16 protein-coding genes are annotated in these 16,154 nt (G+C 50.6%); 8 read left to right on the top strand and 8 right to left on the bottom strand.

All coding sequences use genetic code 11. The features are described from left to right. The first annotated feature begins 30 nt into the window (after positions 1-30). Both ABJU74_RS02435 and ABJU74_RS02430 read left to right on the top strand, forming a co-directional pair. Entirely contained in the window at positions 31-1,029 is a 999-nt protein-coding gene (locus ABJU74_RS02435; RefSeq protein WP_348382993.1) for a ligase-associated DNA damage response exonuclease, read from the top strand. A gap of 3 nt (positions 1,030-1,032) precedes the next feature. Beyond that, the gene (locus tag ABJU74_RS02430) at positions 1,033-2,607 is read left to right on the top strand and encodes a cisplatin damage response ATP-dependent DNA ligase (protein WP_348382921.1); all 1,575 of its coding nucleotides are present in this window, start codon (positions 1,033-1,035) and stop codon (positions 2,605-2,607) included. Between the two features lie 44 nt (positions 2,608-2,651). Here ABJU74_RS02430 and ABJU74_RS02425 read toward each other — a convergent pair whose 3' ends face one another. From ABJU74_RS02425 to ABJU74_RS02410, 4 genes are all read right to left on the bottom strand, one after another. Beyond that, on the bottom strand, positions 2,652-3,203 hold the full coding sequence (locus ABJU74_RS02425; RefSeq protein WP_348382920.1) for a fasciclin domain-containing protein: 552 nt from the start codon (positions 3,201-3,203) through the stop codon (positions 2,652-2,654). 82 nt (positions 3,204-3,285) lie between these two features. Next, the gene (locus tag ABJU74_RS02420) at positions 3,286-4,005 is read right to left on the bottom strand and encodes an anti-sigma factor (RefSeq protein ID WP_348382919.1); all 720 of its coding nucleotides are present in this window, start codon (positions 4,003-4,005) and stop codon (positions 3,286-3,288) included. Further along, positions 3,998-4,567, bottom strand: a complete 570-nt coding sequence (locus ABJU74_RS02415; protein ID WP_348382918.1) for a sigma-70 family RNA polymerase sigma factor — start codon at positions 4,565-4,567, stop codon at positions 3,998-4,000. The genes ABJU74_RS02420 and ABJU74_RS02415 overlap by 8 nt, the downstream gene beginning before the upstream one ends. A gap of 38 nt (positions 4,568-4,605) precedes the next feature. Further along, on the bottom strand, positions 4,606-5,586 hold the full coding sequence (locus tag ABJU74_RS02410; RefSeq protein ID WP_348382917.1) for a threonine/serine dehydratase: 981 nt from the start codon (positions 5,584-5,586) through the stop codon (positions 4,606-4,608). 53 nt (positions 5,587-5,639) lie between these two features. Here ABJU74_RS02410 and ABJU74_RS02405 point away from each other — a divergent pair, with 53 nt between their 5' ends. The 6 genes from ABJU74_RS02405 to ABJU74_RS02380 all read left to right on the top strand — a co-directional run bounded on the left by ABJU74_RS02405 (position 5,640) and on the right by ABJU74_RS02380 (position 11,325). Next, complete coding sequence (locus tag ABJU74_RS02405; protein ID WP_348382916.1) at positions 5,640-6,857, top strand: saccharopine dehydrogenase family protein; 1,218 nt, start codon at positions 5,640-5,642, stop codon at positions 6,855-6,857. Further along, the gene (locus ABJU74_RS02400; RefSeq protein ID WP_348382915.1) at positions 6,858-8,021 is read left to right on the top strand and encodes a carboxynorspermidine decarboxylase; all 1,164 of its coding nucleotides are present in this window, start codon (positions 6,858-6,860) and stop codon (positions 8,019-8,021) included. Between the two features lie 174 nt (positions 8,022-8,195). Next, on the top strand, positions 8,196-9,395 hold the full coding sequence (locus tag ABJU74_RS02395) for a type III PLP-dependent enzyme (RefSeq protein ID WP_348382914.1): 1,200 nt from the start codon (positions 8,196-8,198) through the stop codon (positions 9,393-9,395). 70 nt (positions 9,396-9,465) lie between these two features. Then, positions 9,466-9,894 carry an MAPEG family protein gene (locus tag ABJU74_RS02390; protein WP_348382913.1) on the top strand — a complete coding sequence of 143 codons (429 nt, stop codon included), beginning with the start codon at positions 9,466-9,468 and terminating at the stop codon, positions 9,892-9,894. A 20-nt stretch (positions 9,895-9,914) separates the two neighbouring features. Further along, positions 9,915-10,349 (top strand): MAPEG family protein, encoded by a 435-nt coding sequence (locus tag ABJU74_RS02385; RefSeq protein ID WP_348382912.1) that lies wholly within the window; start codon positions 9,915-9,917, stop codon positions 10,347-10,349. A 16-nt stretch (positions 10,350-10,365) separates the two neighbouring features. Beyond that, a complete protein-coding gene (locus ABJU74_RS02380) occupies positions 10,366-11,325 on the top strand; it encodes a carbon-nitrogen hydrolase family protein (RefSeq protein WP_348382911.1) in 960 nt (319 codons plus the stop codon). Positions 11,326-11,334: 9 nt separating this feature from the next. Here ABJU74_RS02380 and ABJU74_RS02375 read toward each other — a convergent pair whose 3' ends face one another. From ABJU74_RS02375 to ilvD, 4 genes are read right to left on the bottom strand one after another with little or no spacing between them, the layout of a single operon-like run. Next, complete coding sequence (locus tag ABJU74_RS02375; RefSeq protein WP_348382910.1) at positions 11,335-12,546, bottom strand: class I SAM-dependent RNA methyltransferase; 1,212 nt, start codon at positions 12,544-12,546, stop codon at positions 11,335-11,337. Continuing rightward, a complete protein-coding gene (locus tag ABJU74_RS02370; protein ID WP_348382909.1) occupies positions 12,543-13,946 on the bottom strand; it encodes an NAD(P)H-hydrate dehydratase in 1,404 nt (467 codons plus the stop codon). Before ABJU74_RS02370 ends, ABJU74_RS02375 begins: the two co-directional genes overlap by 4 nt. Before the next feature lie 7 nt (positions 13,947-13,953). Next, positions 13,954-14,394, bottom strand: a complete 441-nt coding sequence (locus tag ABJU74_RS02365) for a hypothetical protein (protein WP_348382908.1) — start codon at positions 14,392-14,394, stop codon at positions 13,954-13,956. Beyond that, a complete protein-coding gene (gene ilvD / locus ABJU74_RS02360) occupies positions 14,375-16,096 on the bottom strand; it encodes a dihydroxy-acid dehydratase (protein ID WP_348382907.1) in 1,722 nt (573 codons plus the stop codon). The genes ABJU74_RS02365 and ilvD overlap by 20 nt, the downstream gene beginning before the upstream one ends. Positions 16,097-16,154: the final 58 nt, after the last annotated feature.

The following is a 16,154-nucleotide window of genomic DNA, read 5'->3' as shown; positions in this document are numbered from 1 at the left end:
TTTCGGACCATATCATATCCAATCATGGATATGAGCGTAGATATAGATTGGATAGAACCCCATCCACACGGGATTTACATCAAGCCTGCTGATGCCTGGATTGATTCTTCAAAACCGGTTTCAAAAGCACTGGTTACGCATGGGCATGCGGATCATGCCAGAGGCGGTCACGGCCAGGTTTGGGCAACACCGGAAACACTGGCCATTATGGAATTGCGTTATGGCCAAGCAATTGGACACGCCGTTCCTTATGGAGGTGAAATTGAGATAGGCGGCGTAAAAATCAGTTTTCATTCCGCCGGCCATGTTCTGGGTTCCGCCCAAATATTGATGGAATATCAAGGCAATAAAGTTGTCGCTACGGGGGATTATAAAAGACGAGCTGACCCAACTTGTGCTCCGTTTGAAATTATTCCCTGTGATATTTTCATTACCGAAGCAACATTTGGCCTGCCCGTGTTCAAACATCCTGACACAGCAACTGAAATCGCAAAGCTATTGCAAGTCCAACAGACCCATCCTGATCGTTCAGTTTTGGTTGGCGCCTATGCTTTAGGAAAAGCCCAAAGATTGATTGGGGAATTGCGGTTGGCCGGATATGATGAGCCGATATTTCTCCACGGCGCGCTCGAGAAAATGTGCCGGCTCTATACAAAGCTGGGTATCGAGCTTGGTGAATTGCGACCGGTTATGGACAGCGACAAAGATAGTATGAAGGGCAAAATTGTTCTCGCGCCGCCGTCAGCGCTAAATGATCGCTGGAGCCGCCGATTGCCAAAACCTATTACCGCTATGGCTTCTGGTTGGATGCGCGTGCGACAACGCGCTCGCCAACGCAATGTAGAATTGCCTTTGATCATGTCAGATCATGCCGATTGGGACGAATTGACTCAAACCATCAAAGATGTTTCGCCGAAAGAAACTTGGATCACCCATGGGCGGGAAGATGCTTTGATGCGGTGGTGTGAGTTGAATCAAATAAAGGCAAAAGCGCTTGCTCTGGTTGGGCGCGAAGAGGAAGACGATTGAGCCATGCAAGTCTTTGCAGACCTTCTCGATCGTTTAATCTATACGCGATCTCGCAACGAGAAAATTCGCCTGATCAGCCAATATTTGAAAGATACGCCGGATCCGGATCGCGGTTGGGTGCTTGCCGCGCTGACAAACTCTCTCGATTTTCCTGTGGTTAAAGCATCATCTGTTCGCAATATGGCGATGGAAAGAGTCGATGAAACGCTGTTCAAATTAAGCCGTGATTTTGTTGGAGATACGGCTGAAACCGTCGCATTAATCTGGCCGGATCAGCCAACCGTAAATCCCGATGATGACATGTCCGTTGGTCAGGTTGTTGATATATTAGCAGCTGCTAGCCGCAAGGACGCGACGGTTATTCTAGCTAATTTTATGGACCGATTAGATGCCGATGCACGCTATGCACTTTTAAAGCTTACGACCGGTGGCATGCGCGTAGGCGTATCGGCGCGATTAGCGAAAACCGCTTTTGCGCAAGCCTTTGATCTCAACCTGGATGATGTAGAAGAAATCTGGCATGCGATGGAGCCGCCCTATACAGCGATGTTTGCTTGGGGAGAAAAGAAGGCTGGCCGACCAGATTTACACGGCCTGCCCTATTTTCGGCCCTTTATGTTGGCGCATCCATTGGATGATAAAGCCCTCGATTTAGAAACTTATGCAGCTGAATGGAAATGGGATGGCATTCGCATTCAGATTGTTGGTACGGGCAATGAAACCAGATTGTTTAGCCGCAGCGGCGATGATATTTCATCAACCTTTCCTGACATTGCGCAAGCATTTGGTCATCACGCAGTGCTCGATGGCGAACTATTGGTCCGCGGCGACTATCAAGGAGGCCAAGCTGCAAGTTTTAATGCACTTCAGCAGAGATTAGGCCGCAAGACGGTATCGGTCAAAATGCAAAAAGAATATCCGGCCTTTGTTCGGCTCTATGACATCTTATTTGAAGGCGATACGGACCTCAGGGAAAAAAGTTGGTCGGATCGACGGAAATATTTGGAACAGTTCGTACCGGCGCTTAACCCAGAACGCTTTGATATTTCGACGATTATTAAGGCACACAATTTTGATGATTTAAGTGCTATTCGAGACGGCGCTCGCGATGCCGCCATCGAAGGCGTGATGCTCAAGAAGCGAGATAGCCCTTATGTCTCAGGTCGGAAAACCGGGCTATGGTATAAATGGAAACGCGATCCGCTCGTTGCCGATTGTGTCATGATGTATGCGCAGCGCGGATCTGGAAAACGGTCCTCTTTCTACTCGGATTTTACTTTTGGCTGCTGGACAGAAGAAGGGGAACTTTATCCTGTTGGAAAAGCCTATTCCGGTTTCACCAATGACGAACTTAAAATGCTCGATCGATTTGTGCGCCAAAACACCATCAATCGTTTCGGGCCAGTTCGGGAAGTGGAAAAAACCTTGGTGCTGGAAGTGGCTTTTGATTCCATACATCAAAGCAAGCGGCACAAATCTGGTCTGGCGATGCGCTTTCCGCGCATATCTCGGATCCGGACCGACAAACCGGCCTCAGAGGCTGATTTTGTGGCAAGCTTGCAAAAAATGATCAGTTAATTGGCCTGTAGAGCACATACTCTACAGGCCGAGGGGGAACAGATTTAAGGCATAACAACGGCATCGATAGCGTGGATGACTCCATTGGATTGATTGACGTCTGCCATAACGACTTTGGACATGCCGCCTTTGGCATCGGTCAGCATCAATGCACCGTCTTTACCGATGGATGCTTTCAATATACCGCCTTGAACCGTGGCTATGCTGGCAACGCCATTCGGGGCTTTCTTGATCAGACCCATCACATCTTTGGCTTTGAAGCGCCCGGCAACGACATGATAGGTGAGGATTGTCGTCAACGTGCCTTTATTTTCAGGCTTTACCAAAGTTTCAACCGTACCAGCGGGAAGTTTGGCAAAGGCCGAATTAAGTGGTGCAAAAACTGTAAACGGTCCCTTGCTGGAAAGCGTTCCGGCAAGATCTGCGGCTGTGACAGCCGCAACCAAAGTTGAAAAGTCATCGGTGCTCGCCGCTTTTTCAACGATATTCTGAGATGACATGGCCGCGTGATGCTTGGCATATGCACCGCCGCCATTGGCCAGCGACAAAGATGCTGCCAATAGGATTGCGACTTTTGATAAACGAAGATTTTTCATGGGGGTAACTCCTAAATATTCATATCCGAAACTGGATATGGGAGGAGCTACGAGTTGGATTTTCCAACGGATGCAAAAAAGTTCAAATAATTGTTATTTTTCCAGAAGCGACCGGTTTACCGCTAGGTATAGCGTGCGGCGTTTCCGATGGGGGTTCCATCGATAGCTGCAAGATCGCAGCCGCGTTGATCAATGAACGCTGCTCGCTTGGCACAGTCATAGCGCTAATGCCCTGTCGGCCAATTTGACCTAGAGATCGGGGCACACCGTCCCTGCCCACTATCCACAGTTCCGGTTCTGTCTCGGTTTCCGGCATGCCATCGACATCAACCCGCATTTCTGCAGTATCCGGATTGTAGGACACAGCCAAAACCAATCCGTCAATTTCTCCGGTCAATTGGGCCACAGCCACAGCATTGGGCTGTGATGGCGCTACATTCGGTGTCGGGCCAACTATAAGCGCCAAGGCTAAACAGGCTGCCAGCGCGCCGGAAATGATGGCCCCGGATCGCCAGCGTTTCAATGCGACCACCGTTTCATCGGGGGGATGGGACGCGGGTGTTTCTTGTGCATCCAGACGGCTTTCAATGGCTGTCCAAACCGAGGACGGCGGTTCATGCGGTACAAATTCCTGATAGAGCGGGTCGACGCGTTGGCCCCATTCCGCAACAGCTTGCGCAAATTTCGGATCTGCCAATTGCTTGCGCAGCGCGGCGGCTTTGTCGTCGCCTTCCAGCAATCCGAGCACGAGTTCGGCGGCAAGCGCATCATCATCCTTGAGATTGTCCATTTCGTCAGCCATCGTCCATGCAATCCTTCAACCGTTTTAGTCCGCGGCGTACCCAACTTTTAACCGTGCCCAGAGGTCGATTAAGAGCGAGCGCCAACTCGCTATAACTTTGTCCCTCAAAGAAAGCCGTACGGATGACATCCCGCTGTTTGGCTTCCAATGTCTCGAGACATTTGTTCAAAATCTCTGTACCTTCCTCGGCTTCCAGTTTCTCCAACGCGCTGCGTTCATCAGAAGCCATATCCTGTATGGCATCGTCCGACACCATCACCCTGCTGCCGATCGACCGTTTCCGATCAATCGCCGTATTCCGGGCAATTGTCGCCAGCCACGTTATCGGGCTGGCCCGCTGTGCATCATATCGCCCCGCATTGCGCCAAATTTTCACAAAAGCATCTTGCAGTGCATCTTCCGATGCTTGGCGGTCACTTAAGATACGCAAGCAAACGCCAAAAAGTTTCGCTGCGGTCAAATTATATATGTCTTCCAGCGCCTGGCGGTCTGCATCAGCGACTTTTTCCAGCAAATGGACAAGATGAGCGCGGGCGCGATCTGATTGCTCTGATTGTGACATATCCTATAGCGAACAGATTATGCCAATTGGCTGAATATTCAAGCGCCGATTATCTGAGCAAACCGATCCGGATCGACATTGCCGCCGGAAATGGTCAGTGCCGTGCGGTCCGTTATTTTCGCTTTACCCGATAAAATTGCAGCCAAGGCAACAGCACCACCCGGCTCAACAACCAACTGTAATTGTTGAAACGCAACCCGCATCGCATGATGGACTTCTTCGCGGGACACAGCCACGGCATGGGCGTTTCTCTCCCGTAAAATATCAAAGGTTAGCGGGGATACCATCAAGGTCTGCAACGCGTCGCAATCTGTCGCGGGAGGATTATCCTCCACCGGAACGATCGTTCCGCCTTCTAGCGAGCGGCGCATATCATCCCACCCTTCGGGTTCTACAACACTTATATCAGCGTCTGGGTTGACCAATGACATTCCGGAAGCGAGCCCGCCGCCGCCGCAGCAAGCAACAATATGATCCGGCGCTTGTCCCGTCAGAGTTATCATTTGCTCGCGAATTTCTATGCCGGTACTGCCCTGCCCTTCGACGATCCACGGATCATCGAAACTGGGAACGATGACTGCCCCGCTTTCTCCTGCAAACTCAGCGGCAAGATCTTCGCGTGAATCGGCTAGCCGATCATAGGTGATGACCGTTGCACCCAAATTTTTGGTATTTTCCAATTTGGCCAATGGTGCATCGGAGGGCATGATGATGGTTGCAGACACATTGAGCTGTTTGGCTGCCCAAGCGACGCCTTGAGCATGATTGCCACTCGAAAAAGCAACCACGCCCTTTCGCCGTTGCTCGGCGCCTAAGTCGGTCAAACGATGCCATCCACCGCGAATTTTAAAAGCCCCAATAGGTTGCAGGGATTCGGCTTTGCACCAAATTTTTTTACCATCGACCGTGAGCGGCAATAACGGTGTTTGAGGCAATATTTTCGCGATTTTTTCAGCCGCGCGCATAACACCTGCTGCACTTGGTTTACGGGTAGGGTCCAAAAGTAATTGCTCTGTCATGGCGTACTTCTATATGCGGTTGTTCGATTCTTCTAGCGAAATGAGTGTGCGATATGAGCAAAGTTCTGGTAATTGGTGCAGGCGGTGTGAGTTCAGTGGCAGTGCACAAGATGGCGCAGTTGATAGCAAAAGAAACAGGCCCGTTTTCCGAAATTATGCTGGCCAGTCGAACCGTTTCTAAATGTGAAACCATTGCCCATTCGGTACAAGAGCGGACTGGTGTTTCAATAAAAACCGCACAGATAGATGCCGATGACTTATCTGCCATGACTGCGCTTATCGAGCGCGTGCAACCCGCTCTTGTAGTGAATCTTGCCCTGCCTTATCAGGACTTACCGATCATGGACGCGTGTTTGGCGACCAAAACTGACTATCTCGATACAGCCAATTACGAACCGCGCGATGAGGCCAAGTTCGAATATAAATGGCAATGGGATTATCAGGATCGTTTCAAAGAGGCCGGTATCATGGCGTTGCTTGGGTCCGGGTTTGACCCCGGTGTGACCTCCATATTCACGTCGTGGCTCAAGAAACATCATTTCGACCGGATCGATACGGTAGACATATTGGACTGCAATGGCGGCGATCATGGTCAGCATTTCGCCACCAACTTTAACCCTGAAATCAATATTCGTGAAGTGACCGCCCCTGCCCGCCATTGGGAAAATGGCCAATGGGTGAAAACTCCGGCCCTGTCGCATAAGCAGACATTTGATTTCGAGGCCGTCGGCCCAAAAAACATGTATCTGATGTATCATGAGGAGATAGAATCCCTCAAAACCCATATACCGGAAATTCAACGCATCCGCTTCTGGATGACCTTTGGCGATGCCTATCTTACGCATCTCGAAGTGTTGCAAAATGTCGGCATGACCCGGATTGATCCAATAGTCTACGAAGGCCGCGAGATAATTCCGCTGCAATTTCTGAAGGCGGTTTTGCCCGAACCCGCTAGCCTGGGCGAGACGACCAAGGGCAATACCAATATCGGCGTAATTGCGACGGGTGAAAAAGATGGCGTTCAAAAAACACTCTATGTTAAAAATATCTGCAGTCATGAAGCCGCGTTTGAAGAGACTAGCAATCAGGGCGTGAGCTATACGACGGGCGTACCAGCGATGATTGGATCAGCACTGATGCTATCGGAACAATGGACCGGTAGCGGTGTCTTCAACATGGAGGAATTTGACCCCGATCCGTTTATGGAGATGCTCAACACGCATGGTTTGCCATGGACGCTCGAAGAGCTGAAAGAGCCATTGGACTTTTAGATGGAAACCAAAGCGGGCGATCCCGGCGCATTTGCGCATTTTGATCTGGCGCGAGTGCCCTCGCCTGCTTTTGTCGTGGATGAAGCGGCGGTTCGTCGGAACCTTGAAATTTTAGCCGAAGTAAAGGCGCGATCCGGCGCAAAAGTGCTGCTTGCGCTAAAAGCTTTCTCCATGTGGTCTCTTGCGCCGCTGATCGATGAATATCTCGATGGCTTTTGCGCATCTGGGATTTGGGAAGCAAAGTTAGCCAGCAGGCATTTTAATGGTTCCATCAGCACTTACGCTCCGGCCTATAAAGCGGATGAACTTCTCGAAATCTCGGCTTTGTCCAATCATGTCACGTTCAATAATCCGGCACAGATCGAGCGATGGAAAAAAAAGGCCATACAAGATCTGGACAATTGCGATTTGGGTCTTCGTATAAATCCTGAAATTGCACTGGGTGAAACGCCAAAATATGATCCCAGTCAACCGCATAGCCGCCTAGGCTTTCCGGTGTCGCAACTTAAGGCTGTGCATTTCGACGCTATTTCCGGGATACATTTCCACAATTTATGCGAACAAAATTTCGATGCTTTGGCGCAGACTTGGGCCAAGATCGAACCGCTTGTCGCGCCTTATTTTGATCAACTCAAATGGATTAATCTGGGCGGCGGCCATCATATTACCCGGGATGATTATGATCGTGAGGCATTGATCCAGTTTTTGTCCAATCTCAAGGCCAAATCAGGCTGCGACATTTATCTGGAACCCGGCGAGGCGGTGGCTCTTGATACCGGAATATTGGTCGGCGAGATACTGGATTTGTTCGAAAATAATATGCCGATTGGCATCACCGATATTTCCGCGACTTGTCATATGCCCGATGTGATTGAAGCGCCTTATCGACCGGCAATGCTCGGCGAAAGCTTGGGAGGAGACGCAATAAGGCTCGGTGGACCAAGTTGTCTAGCAGGCGACATTATTGGCGACTACCATCTGCCGGAACCCGCCCATATTGGACAAAGGATCGCATTTCTCGATCAAGCCCATTATTCGATGGTCAAAACCAACAGTTTTAACGGCGTGCCACTCCCTTCCATTTGGCTGTGGAACAGTGACACGGATGACCTTCGCTGTGTAAAGCAATTTGATTGGACGGATTTTCGCGATCGGTTGAGCTAAAACGGATCACGAGGCGGAGTGTGACGATATTTTTGATCGTCAAAGAAGCTGTTTTCGATGATTGAGACTTTACAGAGCGCAAAACCGGGCATATAGCCCCCGTCGCTGCCCCATGGCCACTTGTGATTCCGCAAGGCAGCTCAATCGATCTTAAAATCTAGGGGGTCCCTTGAGTTGCACAATTTCCATGATGCGCAGGAGCTAACCAAGGCTCTTTGCCCCGATATTCCAGTTTTGCTGAACCGCCCGCACGCTGCGCGGCGCGCGGCCCGTTATTTTGTCGACCGGTTTCCCGGCAAGTCGCTCTATGCGGTCAAGGCCAATCCTGCACCGGCTTTGCTGAAGCTATTGTTCAGCGAAGGCGTTACCCATTATGACGTTGCGTCCATTGATGAAGTGCGTGTGGTCCACCGCCATTTGCCGGATGCCGTGCTGTGTTTCATGCACCCTATCAAATCGGAAGCGGTAATTCGTGAAGCCTATTTTGACCATGGAGTTCGTGTATTTTCTCTCGATTCCATAGAAGAGTTAGAGAAAATTGAGCGCGCAACCGCCAATGCAGAAGATCTGACCTTATGTGTACGCATAAAGGTGGCTTCAGAATTTGCTCAAATCAGCCTAGCAACGAAATTTGGCATTGATATTGATGACAGCAAATCTTTACTCATGCGCACGCGTCAGACCGCTGAAAATCTGGGCATATGTTTCCATGTCGGCAGTCAGGCAATGACGCCGCTGGCTTATGTGCACGCCTTGGAGCGCGTTCGGACCGCGATTGTTGAAGCCTCGGTCACCGTTGATATTGTCAATGTTGGGGGCGGGTTTCCGTCTATCTATCCCGACATGGCGCCGCCATCGCTAAATCACTATTTCAGCGCGATTGACCGGAATTTTGAAGATTTGCCGATCAGCTATTCAGCTGAACTTTGGTGTGAACCGGGCCGAGCTCTGGCTGCAGAATATAATTCACTGGTGGTGAAGGTTGAACAGCGGCGCGGAACCGAGCTCTACATCAATGATGGCGCTTATGGCAGCTTGTTCGATGCCGCGCACTTAGGATGGCGTTTTCCAGTGCAATTGCTGAATGACCATGTCGAGGCTCCAGCGGCAACGGAATTTAGCTTCTACGGGCCAACATGCGACGATATGGACCATATGGCCGGCCCATTTCTCTTACCTGATACGGTCAAAGCCGGAGATTATATCGAAATAGGGATGCTGGGCGCTTATGGATCGGCCATGCGAACCCAGTTTAATGGCTATGGATCGACGGATGATTACGACGTGCGAGATGAGCCGATGGCAAGCCTTTACGTCGGCGAAAACCTTGACCGCACGGATCGTGACAATATTGTTTCTTTTCCCGGCGCCTAAAGCGCAAAGCAATTGAAATTGACAACTTACAATATGTAACGCAGGTTCCTGCCATCTATGGGAGGATATAATGAGCACAGCAATTTTGGCTCCGGCTGCTTTACTCGTCATTTGGTCATTGATCATGTTGTTCTGGATGGCGTCTACTCGGCTTCCTGCAGCCAAAAAACTGGGCATTGATATCACCGAAAAACCCGGCGGACGGGGACCGGATATTGATCCCTCCATGCCCGACAAAGTTGCATGGAAATCACACAATTATACCCATTTAATGGAACAACCGACGTTGTTTTATGCAACGGTGGTCATATTGGCGATTTCCGGGGCGGGCACGGGACTCAACCTTTGGCTGGCCTGGACCTATGTCGTCCTGCGTATCGTGCACAGCATCTGGCAAGTGACTGTCAATCTCGTGAATGTTCGGTTCATGCTATTTTTAGCGTCTACAATCTGCCTGATCATCATGGCCGTAAACGCGTTTCTGACAACTTTATTCTAGATTTAACTGGGGAAAATTAAATGGAAAATAGTGCAATTTTGCAGCCTGTTGTGGCGCTCATTCTGTGGACAATGATCATGTGGTTGTGGATGTATGTAACGCGCATTCCCGCTATGAGCAAAGCCGAGGTCGATCCCGACAAGCTAAGCCGACAATCCACTGCGGGCGGCCTCGATGCGCTGCTGCCGCCGGAAGTGCAATGGAAGGCCCATAATTACAATCACCTGCTAACCGAACCAACGCTATTCTACGCCATATGTCTGGTATTGGCGATGATCGGAACTGGAGACGGACTAAATTTGATCATCGCTTGGGCTTATGTCGGCTTAAGGGTGGTGCACAGTCTTGTTCAAGCCACGATAAATAAAATCATGGTCCGATTTTTGCTGTTTGCAACATCGAGCCTGTGCATTATTGCCCTAGCCATACACGCTGCCATCGCGGTGTTCCACTAAGCAGAAACGGCCCCCTATGACCCAATTCCTGAATGTCGCTATTGTTCAAGCGGCACCAATCCCCCTTTGCATAGACCGCGGTATTGAACAGACTGTTTCCCTATGTCGCGAAGCTATCGATCAGGGCGCGAAGCTTATTGGTTTTGGGGAAACATTTCTGGGGGGCTATCCGATCTGGCTCGATGAGGCTCCAGGCGCCGCGCTTTGGGATCATCCCGGAAGCAAGGCATTGCATCGTATCCTCATGGACCAAGCAATTGTCGAAAATGATCCCCGTTTGGCACCGTTGCAGGAATTGGTTGATACAAGCCAGATTTGCATCTCGCTTGGCGCGCACGAGCGACTTCGCTCCAGCTTGTACAATAATCAAATGTTGTTCCGGCCAAATCTGCCTGTACTCAATCACCGGAAATTGGTGCCGACCCATGGTGAACGGCTCATCTGGAATCGCGGTGATGGCTCGACCATAAACGTGCATCAGGCGGATTGGGGCCGCGTTGGCAATCTGATCTGCTGGGAACATTGGATGCCATTGGCTCGTGCCGCCATGCATAATCTCCAAGAAGATGTACATATTGCAGCCTGGCCAACTGCACGGGAAACCTATCAAATTGCTTCGCGCCATTATGCGTTTGAAGGCGGCTGTCATGTCCTGGCGGCCGGGACATTGCTCCATCGTCAAGATTTGCTGGACGGATTGCAGCAAGTCGGCGGCCATGCCGAAGCCGAGGCCTTGTTTCACGAAATTCCGGATGCGCAGTTACAATTTGGGCAGAGCATGATCATTGCTCCTGACGCCACTATTCTAGCAGCAGCGGAAGATCGGGAAATGATTTTGAGCGCAAAAATTAATCTCGATGCCGGCAAAGAAGCCAAAGCCGCGCTGGATGTTGACGGACATTATTCCCGCGCCGATGTCTTTGATTTAACGGTAGACACGCGCAAAAAAGCAGGTGTGAACTGGTCCGATACATAATTTGCCGGATTATGTTTTTGAAAAACTCGAAACCAATTCGACATGGGTTGACCAGAGAAATTGTCCGACTGGCCACACGCTATCCAACATATAACCCGCTTCACAAAGCTGTTTTGCATCACGGGCAAAGCTCGATGGGTTGCAACTGATGTAACAGATTTTAGGCACAGATGACTGGGCCAATTGGGCGATCTGATCGCGCGCGCCCGCCCGGGGTGGATCCAGTATAACTGCGCCGAAGCGGTTTAATTCTTCCGGGCTTAATGGCCGCCGAAACAAATCTCGATGTTCCGCAAAAATCTGCCGTCCGGAACGGTTAGCTGCTGTTTTCAATGCGGTCACGGCATCCCGTGACCCTTCCGCTGCATATATTTTTTGCTGGTCTGCGAGCGCAAAGGTGAAGGTTCCCAAACCCGCGAATAGGTCCGCGACAAATTTTGTATCGCCAACACTGTCCCGCATAGCATTGATCAAACAAGCATGCCCCTCGGCGGTGGGTTGCAGAAAGCTGTTATGCGGCAGCGCGACAGATATTCCGTTAAATGTGACCGTAACCGGGTCCGGTTCCCATTGTGTTTCCGGTCCATATCCATTGTCCAATGACAGCCGCGCCAATCTATTTTCTTTCGCGAACGCCGCTAGCTGTTCATGTTGCTCCAAAGATTCTGGTTCATAATTTTTTATGCAAAGATCGACCCCTTGATCAGCGAGACTCATCTCAACATTCATGTCATGTTTGCGCCGGGCCACCGATTTTAGGAAAGAACGTAAAGGCGCCAGTACCGCAAAAAGTTCCGGGCGCATGATCTCGCATTGTTGCAGATCAATAATCCGATGACTGCCCGCGCCGCTAAACCCAAGTTTAAACAATTTGCCCATCATCGCGCCCCGTAGACTGGCGCGGATCCGGCTTTTAGGATTGGAAATTTGGGGCGGGTGCAAAACGCCAGCTGTTAAACCCTGCCCTTCCAGCGCATAGGCGATGCGATCATTGACAAATTGCACATAACTATCGCTATCCAGTTGTTGGAGGCTGCAGCCACCACAGGCTTTAAAATGCTGGCATGGTGGCTCGATATGATGCGGGCCTTTGGTCAAACCGCCATCATCGTTCAATCGATCACGGGGCGCCGAAAAAGCCACATGGCGCCCATCAGACGTCACCCCATCACCTTTTGCGGCAATGCGGACTATAATATTCGGATCAAGTTCGGTGCTCATAAGCACTCTTGTATTGCTTTAGGGATATGATCAATCAGTATCTCGGGTGAGAAAGCTGGTCCTGATAGCTTTGCAGCCCGGCTATGCAACCATTGCCCTTGCTTCATCGCCAAAAAACCATCCCGCTCGACTGCAAACCGGGCCGCTATCATTCCGGCAAGAACATCCCCGGTTCCCGCGGTCGATAACCAAGATGATGCTGGCGGTGTCAAAACCACATTGCCCGCGGGATCTGCAATTACAGTGTCACTTCCCTTGTGCAGCACAACCGCATCGCAGCGCGTCGCTAGGGATCGTGTTTGATCTATTTTAGTTCCCTCGGCATCGCCCTGCATAGCCTTAAATTCACCGTAATGCGGCGTAATCAAGGTTGGAGGATTGCGCTGGGTCAAACGTTTATCGGCCGCTTCTCCCAGCAGCATCAAAGCGTCCGCATCAAGGAGCAGCGGCTTGTCCAAGCCTAAAATAAATTCGAATATTCGCCGTGCCTGATCATTGCGTCCCAGACCGGGCCCGACGACAATGATATCCAACCTCGGATCAGATAAATTAGATGCGAGCTGATCGAAGTCTGTATGATGTTCAGTTACGATACTTTGATTGGGAGAAGCGAACCCATCTGATGCAAAAATCTTTACATAGCCTGCTCCGGAAAGCTGCGCAGCCAGAGCTGCCATTTTAGCGGCACCCTGCATTGGACCAGCGACTATTCCGACCATTGCGCGGCTATATTTATGATCGGTAGCCTTGGGCAATTGGATAGTCGGACGTTGCAGGCAGGAGACAGTCGAGACGCTGTCGATACCAATATCAACGCCGGTTAAAATGCCGATAATTTCATGTGCCGGTCCCAGAAAATGGGCAGGTTTATAAGCTCCCAAAGCAATGGTCATATCATAGGACAATAGGCGGTTTAGCAATTCTCCACTGTCGGCATCTACGCCGCTAGGAAGATCAACCGCGACCCGCCGTTTGGCGCGTCCCAACAAATGTTCAAAATGGGTGAACAAATCCCCGGATAGAGGTCTTTTCAGTCCGGTCCCGAACAAACAATCGATGCATTGCGCCGCGGGTTCGGCGTCCGCTAAGCTAACAGTCTCTCCTTGCCAAAGCGCCTTGGCATTTCTTGCCGGCTCAGTCGTCGGTTCGCTACTGGCGGCTACCGTCACGAAAGCACCTTTGCTGCGCAACGATTGTGCTATGACATAACCATCACCGCCATTATTGCCGGGACCGCAAATAACTATAGTGGGCCAATCCGGCGCGGCGCGCCAAATTAAGTCAGCGGCGCCCAAACCGGCGCGATTCATCAGTAGATCAACTGATGTCCCTTGATCGATAAGCATTTGTTCCGCTTGCTGAGTTTCGGACGCGGTCAGTATATGCCCTTGGTTGAGCATGGCAGGCTTAGTTTCCCGCTTGCGGTACCGGCTGCTCGCCTTGGTCAGCGGTATTGGCGGATTCCGAAGCTTTCATCCGCGCCGGCATGATATATTTGTCTGAGCCCACGCTCACCAATATTTTATCATCTTCGACAATCTCAATCTTTGCCTGTTCCGATCCATCGGCTGCTTCCAGACCTCGGCCATCAGTCAGAATATTGAAACGACGAAAGCCGCCATCGGGATGCCTGACGATTAAGGTCACACCCGCCTCACCTGACAAGCGTTCGGTCTGACAACCATTTGAAAAACTACTATCGCCATTGATCGCGCATTCGATCCGACCGTCATCTGCCGCCTGAGCCGCAGCATTTTCTTCTGCTTCTGCCAGAACTTGATTGTCCGGCTCTCCACAAGCCGTAACCAATAATAAGGCCGCACCGATGCTAAATATCCGCATAGACATGTTTTTCTGCTTTCGCTCCGGGATGAGTGACCGCCCCTTTATAAGCCGGTCCGACATTCTGAGCATAGCGCCATAATGCACCTGCCCCATAATCATTCACATGCGGCGTAAATTGTGAACGGCGTTCTGCCAATGTTTTTTCGTCCACTTCCAGATCAATAATTCCAGCTCCTGCATCAATATTGATGATATCCCCATCCTCGACCAGGCCAATGGGACCGCCATCAGCCGCTTCTGGTCCGACATGGCCAATACAAAAACCACGCGTTGCTCCGGAAAAGCGCCCATCGGTGATCAGAGCCACTTTTTCACCCATGCCTTGCCCATAAAGTGCGGCCGTTGTTGCCAGCATTTCACGCATACCCGGTCCACCTTTAGGGCCTTCATTGCGAATGATGATCACAGAGCCTTCTTTTATCTCGCGCTTTTCGACGGCTTCAAAGGCATGTTCTTCACATTCGAATATCTGAGCGGGGCCCCGAAATTGGAGGCGGGTCATGCCCGCGACTTTCACAATCGCGCCATCGGGAGCCAAAGAGCCTTTGAGGCCTACGACACCACCTGTTTCGGTAATGGCATTTTTCACATCATAGATAACCTTTTGGTCGCCATTCCATGTGATTTCTTCAATATTTTCGCCTAAAGTCTTGCCGGTAACAGTGATACAATCCCCATTTAGCAATCCATTTTCCATCATGGTTTTCATGAGCATATAGACACCGCCAGCATTGTGCATGTCTTTCGCAACATATTTTCCACCAGGTTTTAGATCTGCCAAATAAGGCGTCGACTTAAAGGCTTCTGCAACGTCAAAAAGATCGAAATCAATGCCCGCCTCGCTGGCCATGGCCGGAAGATGTAGCGCAGCATTGGTCGATCCACCGGTAGCCGCAACAATACGGGCGGCATTTACAAAGGCTTCGCGGGTGCAAATGTCACGCGGGCGCAAATTTTGTTCGATCAAATCCATAACCTGCCGGCCAGCAGCTACCGCCATATCATCACGGCTTTCATAAGGCGCAGGCGCCATGTTGCTGTTGGGCAAGGACAATCCAATTGCTTCGGCAACACAAGCCATGGTGTTTGCGGTAAATTGACCGCCACAGGCACCATGTCCAGGACAAGCTACTTTTTCCAATTCGATCAATTCCTGCAACGGGCAATTGCCGGCACTGTGCTGACCCACGGCTTCAAAAACATCCACCACGGTTACATCTTCATCATGATAACGTCCGGGCAATATCGAACCGCCATAAACAAAAATAGAAGGCACATTGAGCCGCAACATCGCCATCATCATACCGGGCAGGCTTTTGTCGCATCCGGCATAAGTGACCAATCCATCGTAACAATGGCCGCGCACACTCACTTCAACCGAATCTGCGATTACTTCGCGTGAGACCAAGGAGGATTTCATCCCTTGATGCCCCATGGCAATACCATCGGTAACGGTAATCGTGTTAAATCTGCGCGGTGTTCCGCCTGCTTGAATGACACCTTCTCGCGCCATATCGGCCTGGGAATCCAATAATGTATTGCACGGCGCACTGTCATTACCGGCTGAGGCGATACCCACAAATGGCTTAGCAATATCTTCTTCGGTCATCCCCATAGCATAATAATAGCTACGCTGGGGCGCGCGCTCTGGGCCAACACTGACATGACGACTGGGCAATTTGGATTTATCGAATGTCCGGGTCATTTAAAGGTCCTGAAATAAAGGTCGAAAATTGTTTCGATCCTCCTTCCAAAACTGCGCC

Source organism: Parasphingorhabdus sp. (assembly GCF_039982415.1).
Classification (GTDB): Bacteria; Pseudomonadota; Alphaproteobacteria; order Sphingomonadales; family Sphingomonadaceae; genus Parasphingorhabdus.
Note: the sequence above shows the minus strand (reverse complement) of the source record. Positions and strands in the feature narration are given on the sequence as shown.

Coding starts and splice junctions, on each gene's coding strand:
- ABJU74_RS02370 (WP_348382909.1), bottom strand. CDS start 13,946: ATGCTCAACCAAGGGCATATACTGACCGCGTCCGAAACTCAGCAAGCG.
- ABJU74_RS02390 (WP_348382913.1), top strand. CDS start 9,466: ATGAGCACAGCAATTTTGGCTCCGGCTGCTTTACTCGTCATTTGGTCA.
- ABJU74_RS02385 (WP_348382912.1), top strand. CDS start 9,915: ATGGAAAATAGTGCAATTTTGCAGCCTGTTGTGGCGCTCATTCTGTGG.
- ABJU74_RS02365 (WP_348382908.1), bottom strand. CDS start 14,394: ATGTCTATGCGGATATTTAGCATCGGTGCGGCCTTATTATTGGTTACG.
- ABJU74_RS02420 (WP_348382919.1), bottom strand. CDS start 4,005: ATGGCTGACGAAATGGACAATCTCAAGGATGATGATGCGCTTGCCGCC.
- ABJU74_RS02415 (WP_348382918.1), bottom strand. CDS start 4,567: ATGTCACAATCAGAGCAATCAGATCGCGCCCGCGCTCATCTTGTCCAT.
- ABJU74_RS02430 (WP_348382921.1), top strand. CDS start 1,033: ATGCAAGTCTTTGCAGACCTTCTCGATCGTTTAATCTATACGCGATCT.
- ABJU74_RS02425 (WP_348382920.1), bottom strand. CDS start 3,203: ATGAAAAATCTTCGTTTATCAAAAGTCGCAATCCTATTGGCAGCATCT.
- ABJU74_RS02405 (WP_348382916.1), top strand. CDS start 5,640: ATGAGCAAAGTTCTGGTAATTGGTGCAGGCGGTGTGAGTTCAGTGGCA.
- ABJU74_RS02410 (WP_348382917.1), bottom strand. CDS start 5,586: ATGACAGAGCAATTACTTTTGGACCCTACCCGTAAACCAAGTGCAGCA.
- ABJU74_RS02375 (WP_348382910.1), bottom strand. CDS start 12,546: ATGAGCACCGAACTTGATCCGAATATTATAGTCCGCATTGCCGCAAAA.
- ABJU74_RS02435 (WP_348382993.1), top strand. CDS start 31: ATGAGCGTAGATATAGATTGGATAGAACCCCATCCACACGGGATTTAC.
- ABJU74_RS02380 (WP_348382911.1), top strand. CDS start 10,366: ATGACCCAATTCCTGAATGTCGCTATTGTTCAAGCGGCACCAATCCCC.
- ilvD (WP_348382907.1), bottom strand. CDS start 16,096: ATGACCCGGACATTCGATAAATCCAAATTGCCCAGTCGTCATGTCAGT.
- ABJU74_RS02400 (WP_348382915.1), top strand. CDS start 6,858: ATGGAAACCAAAGCGGGCGATCCCGGCGCATTTGCGCATTTTGATCTG.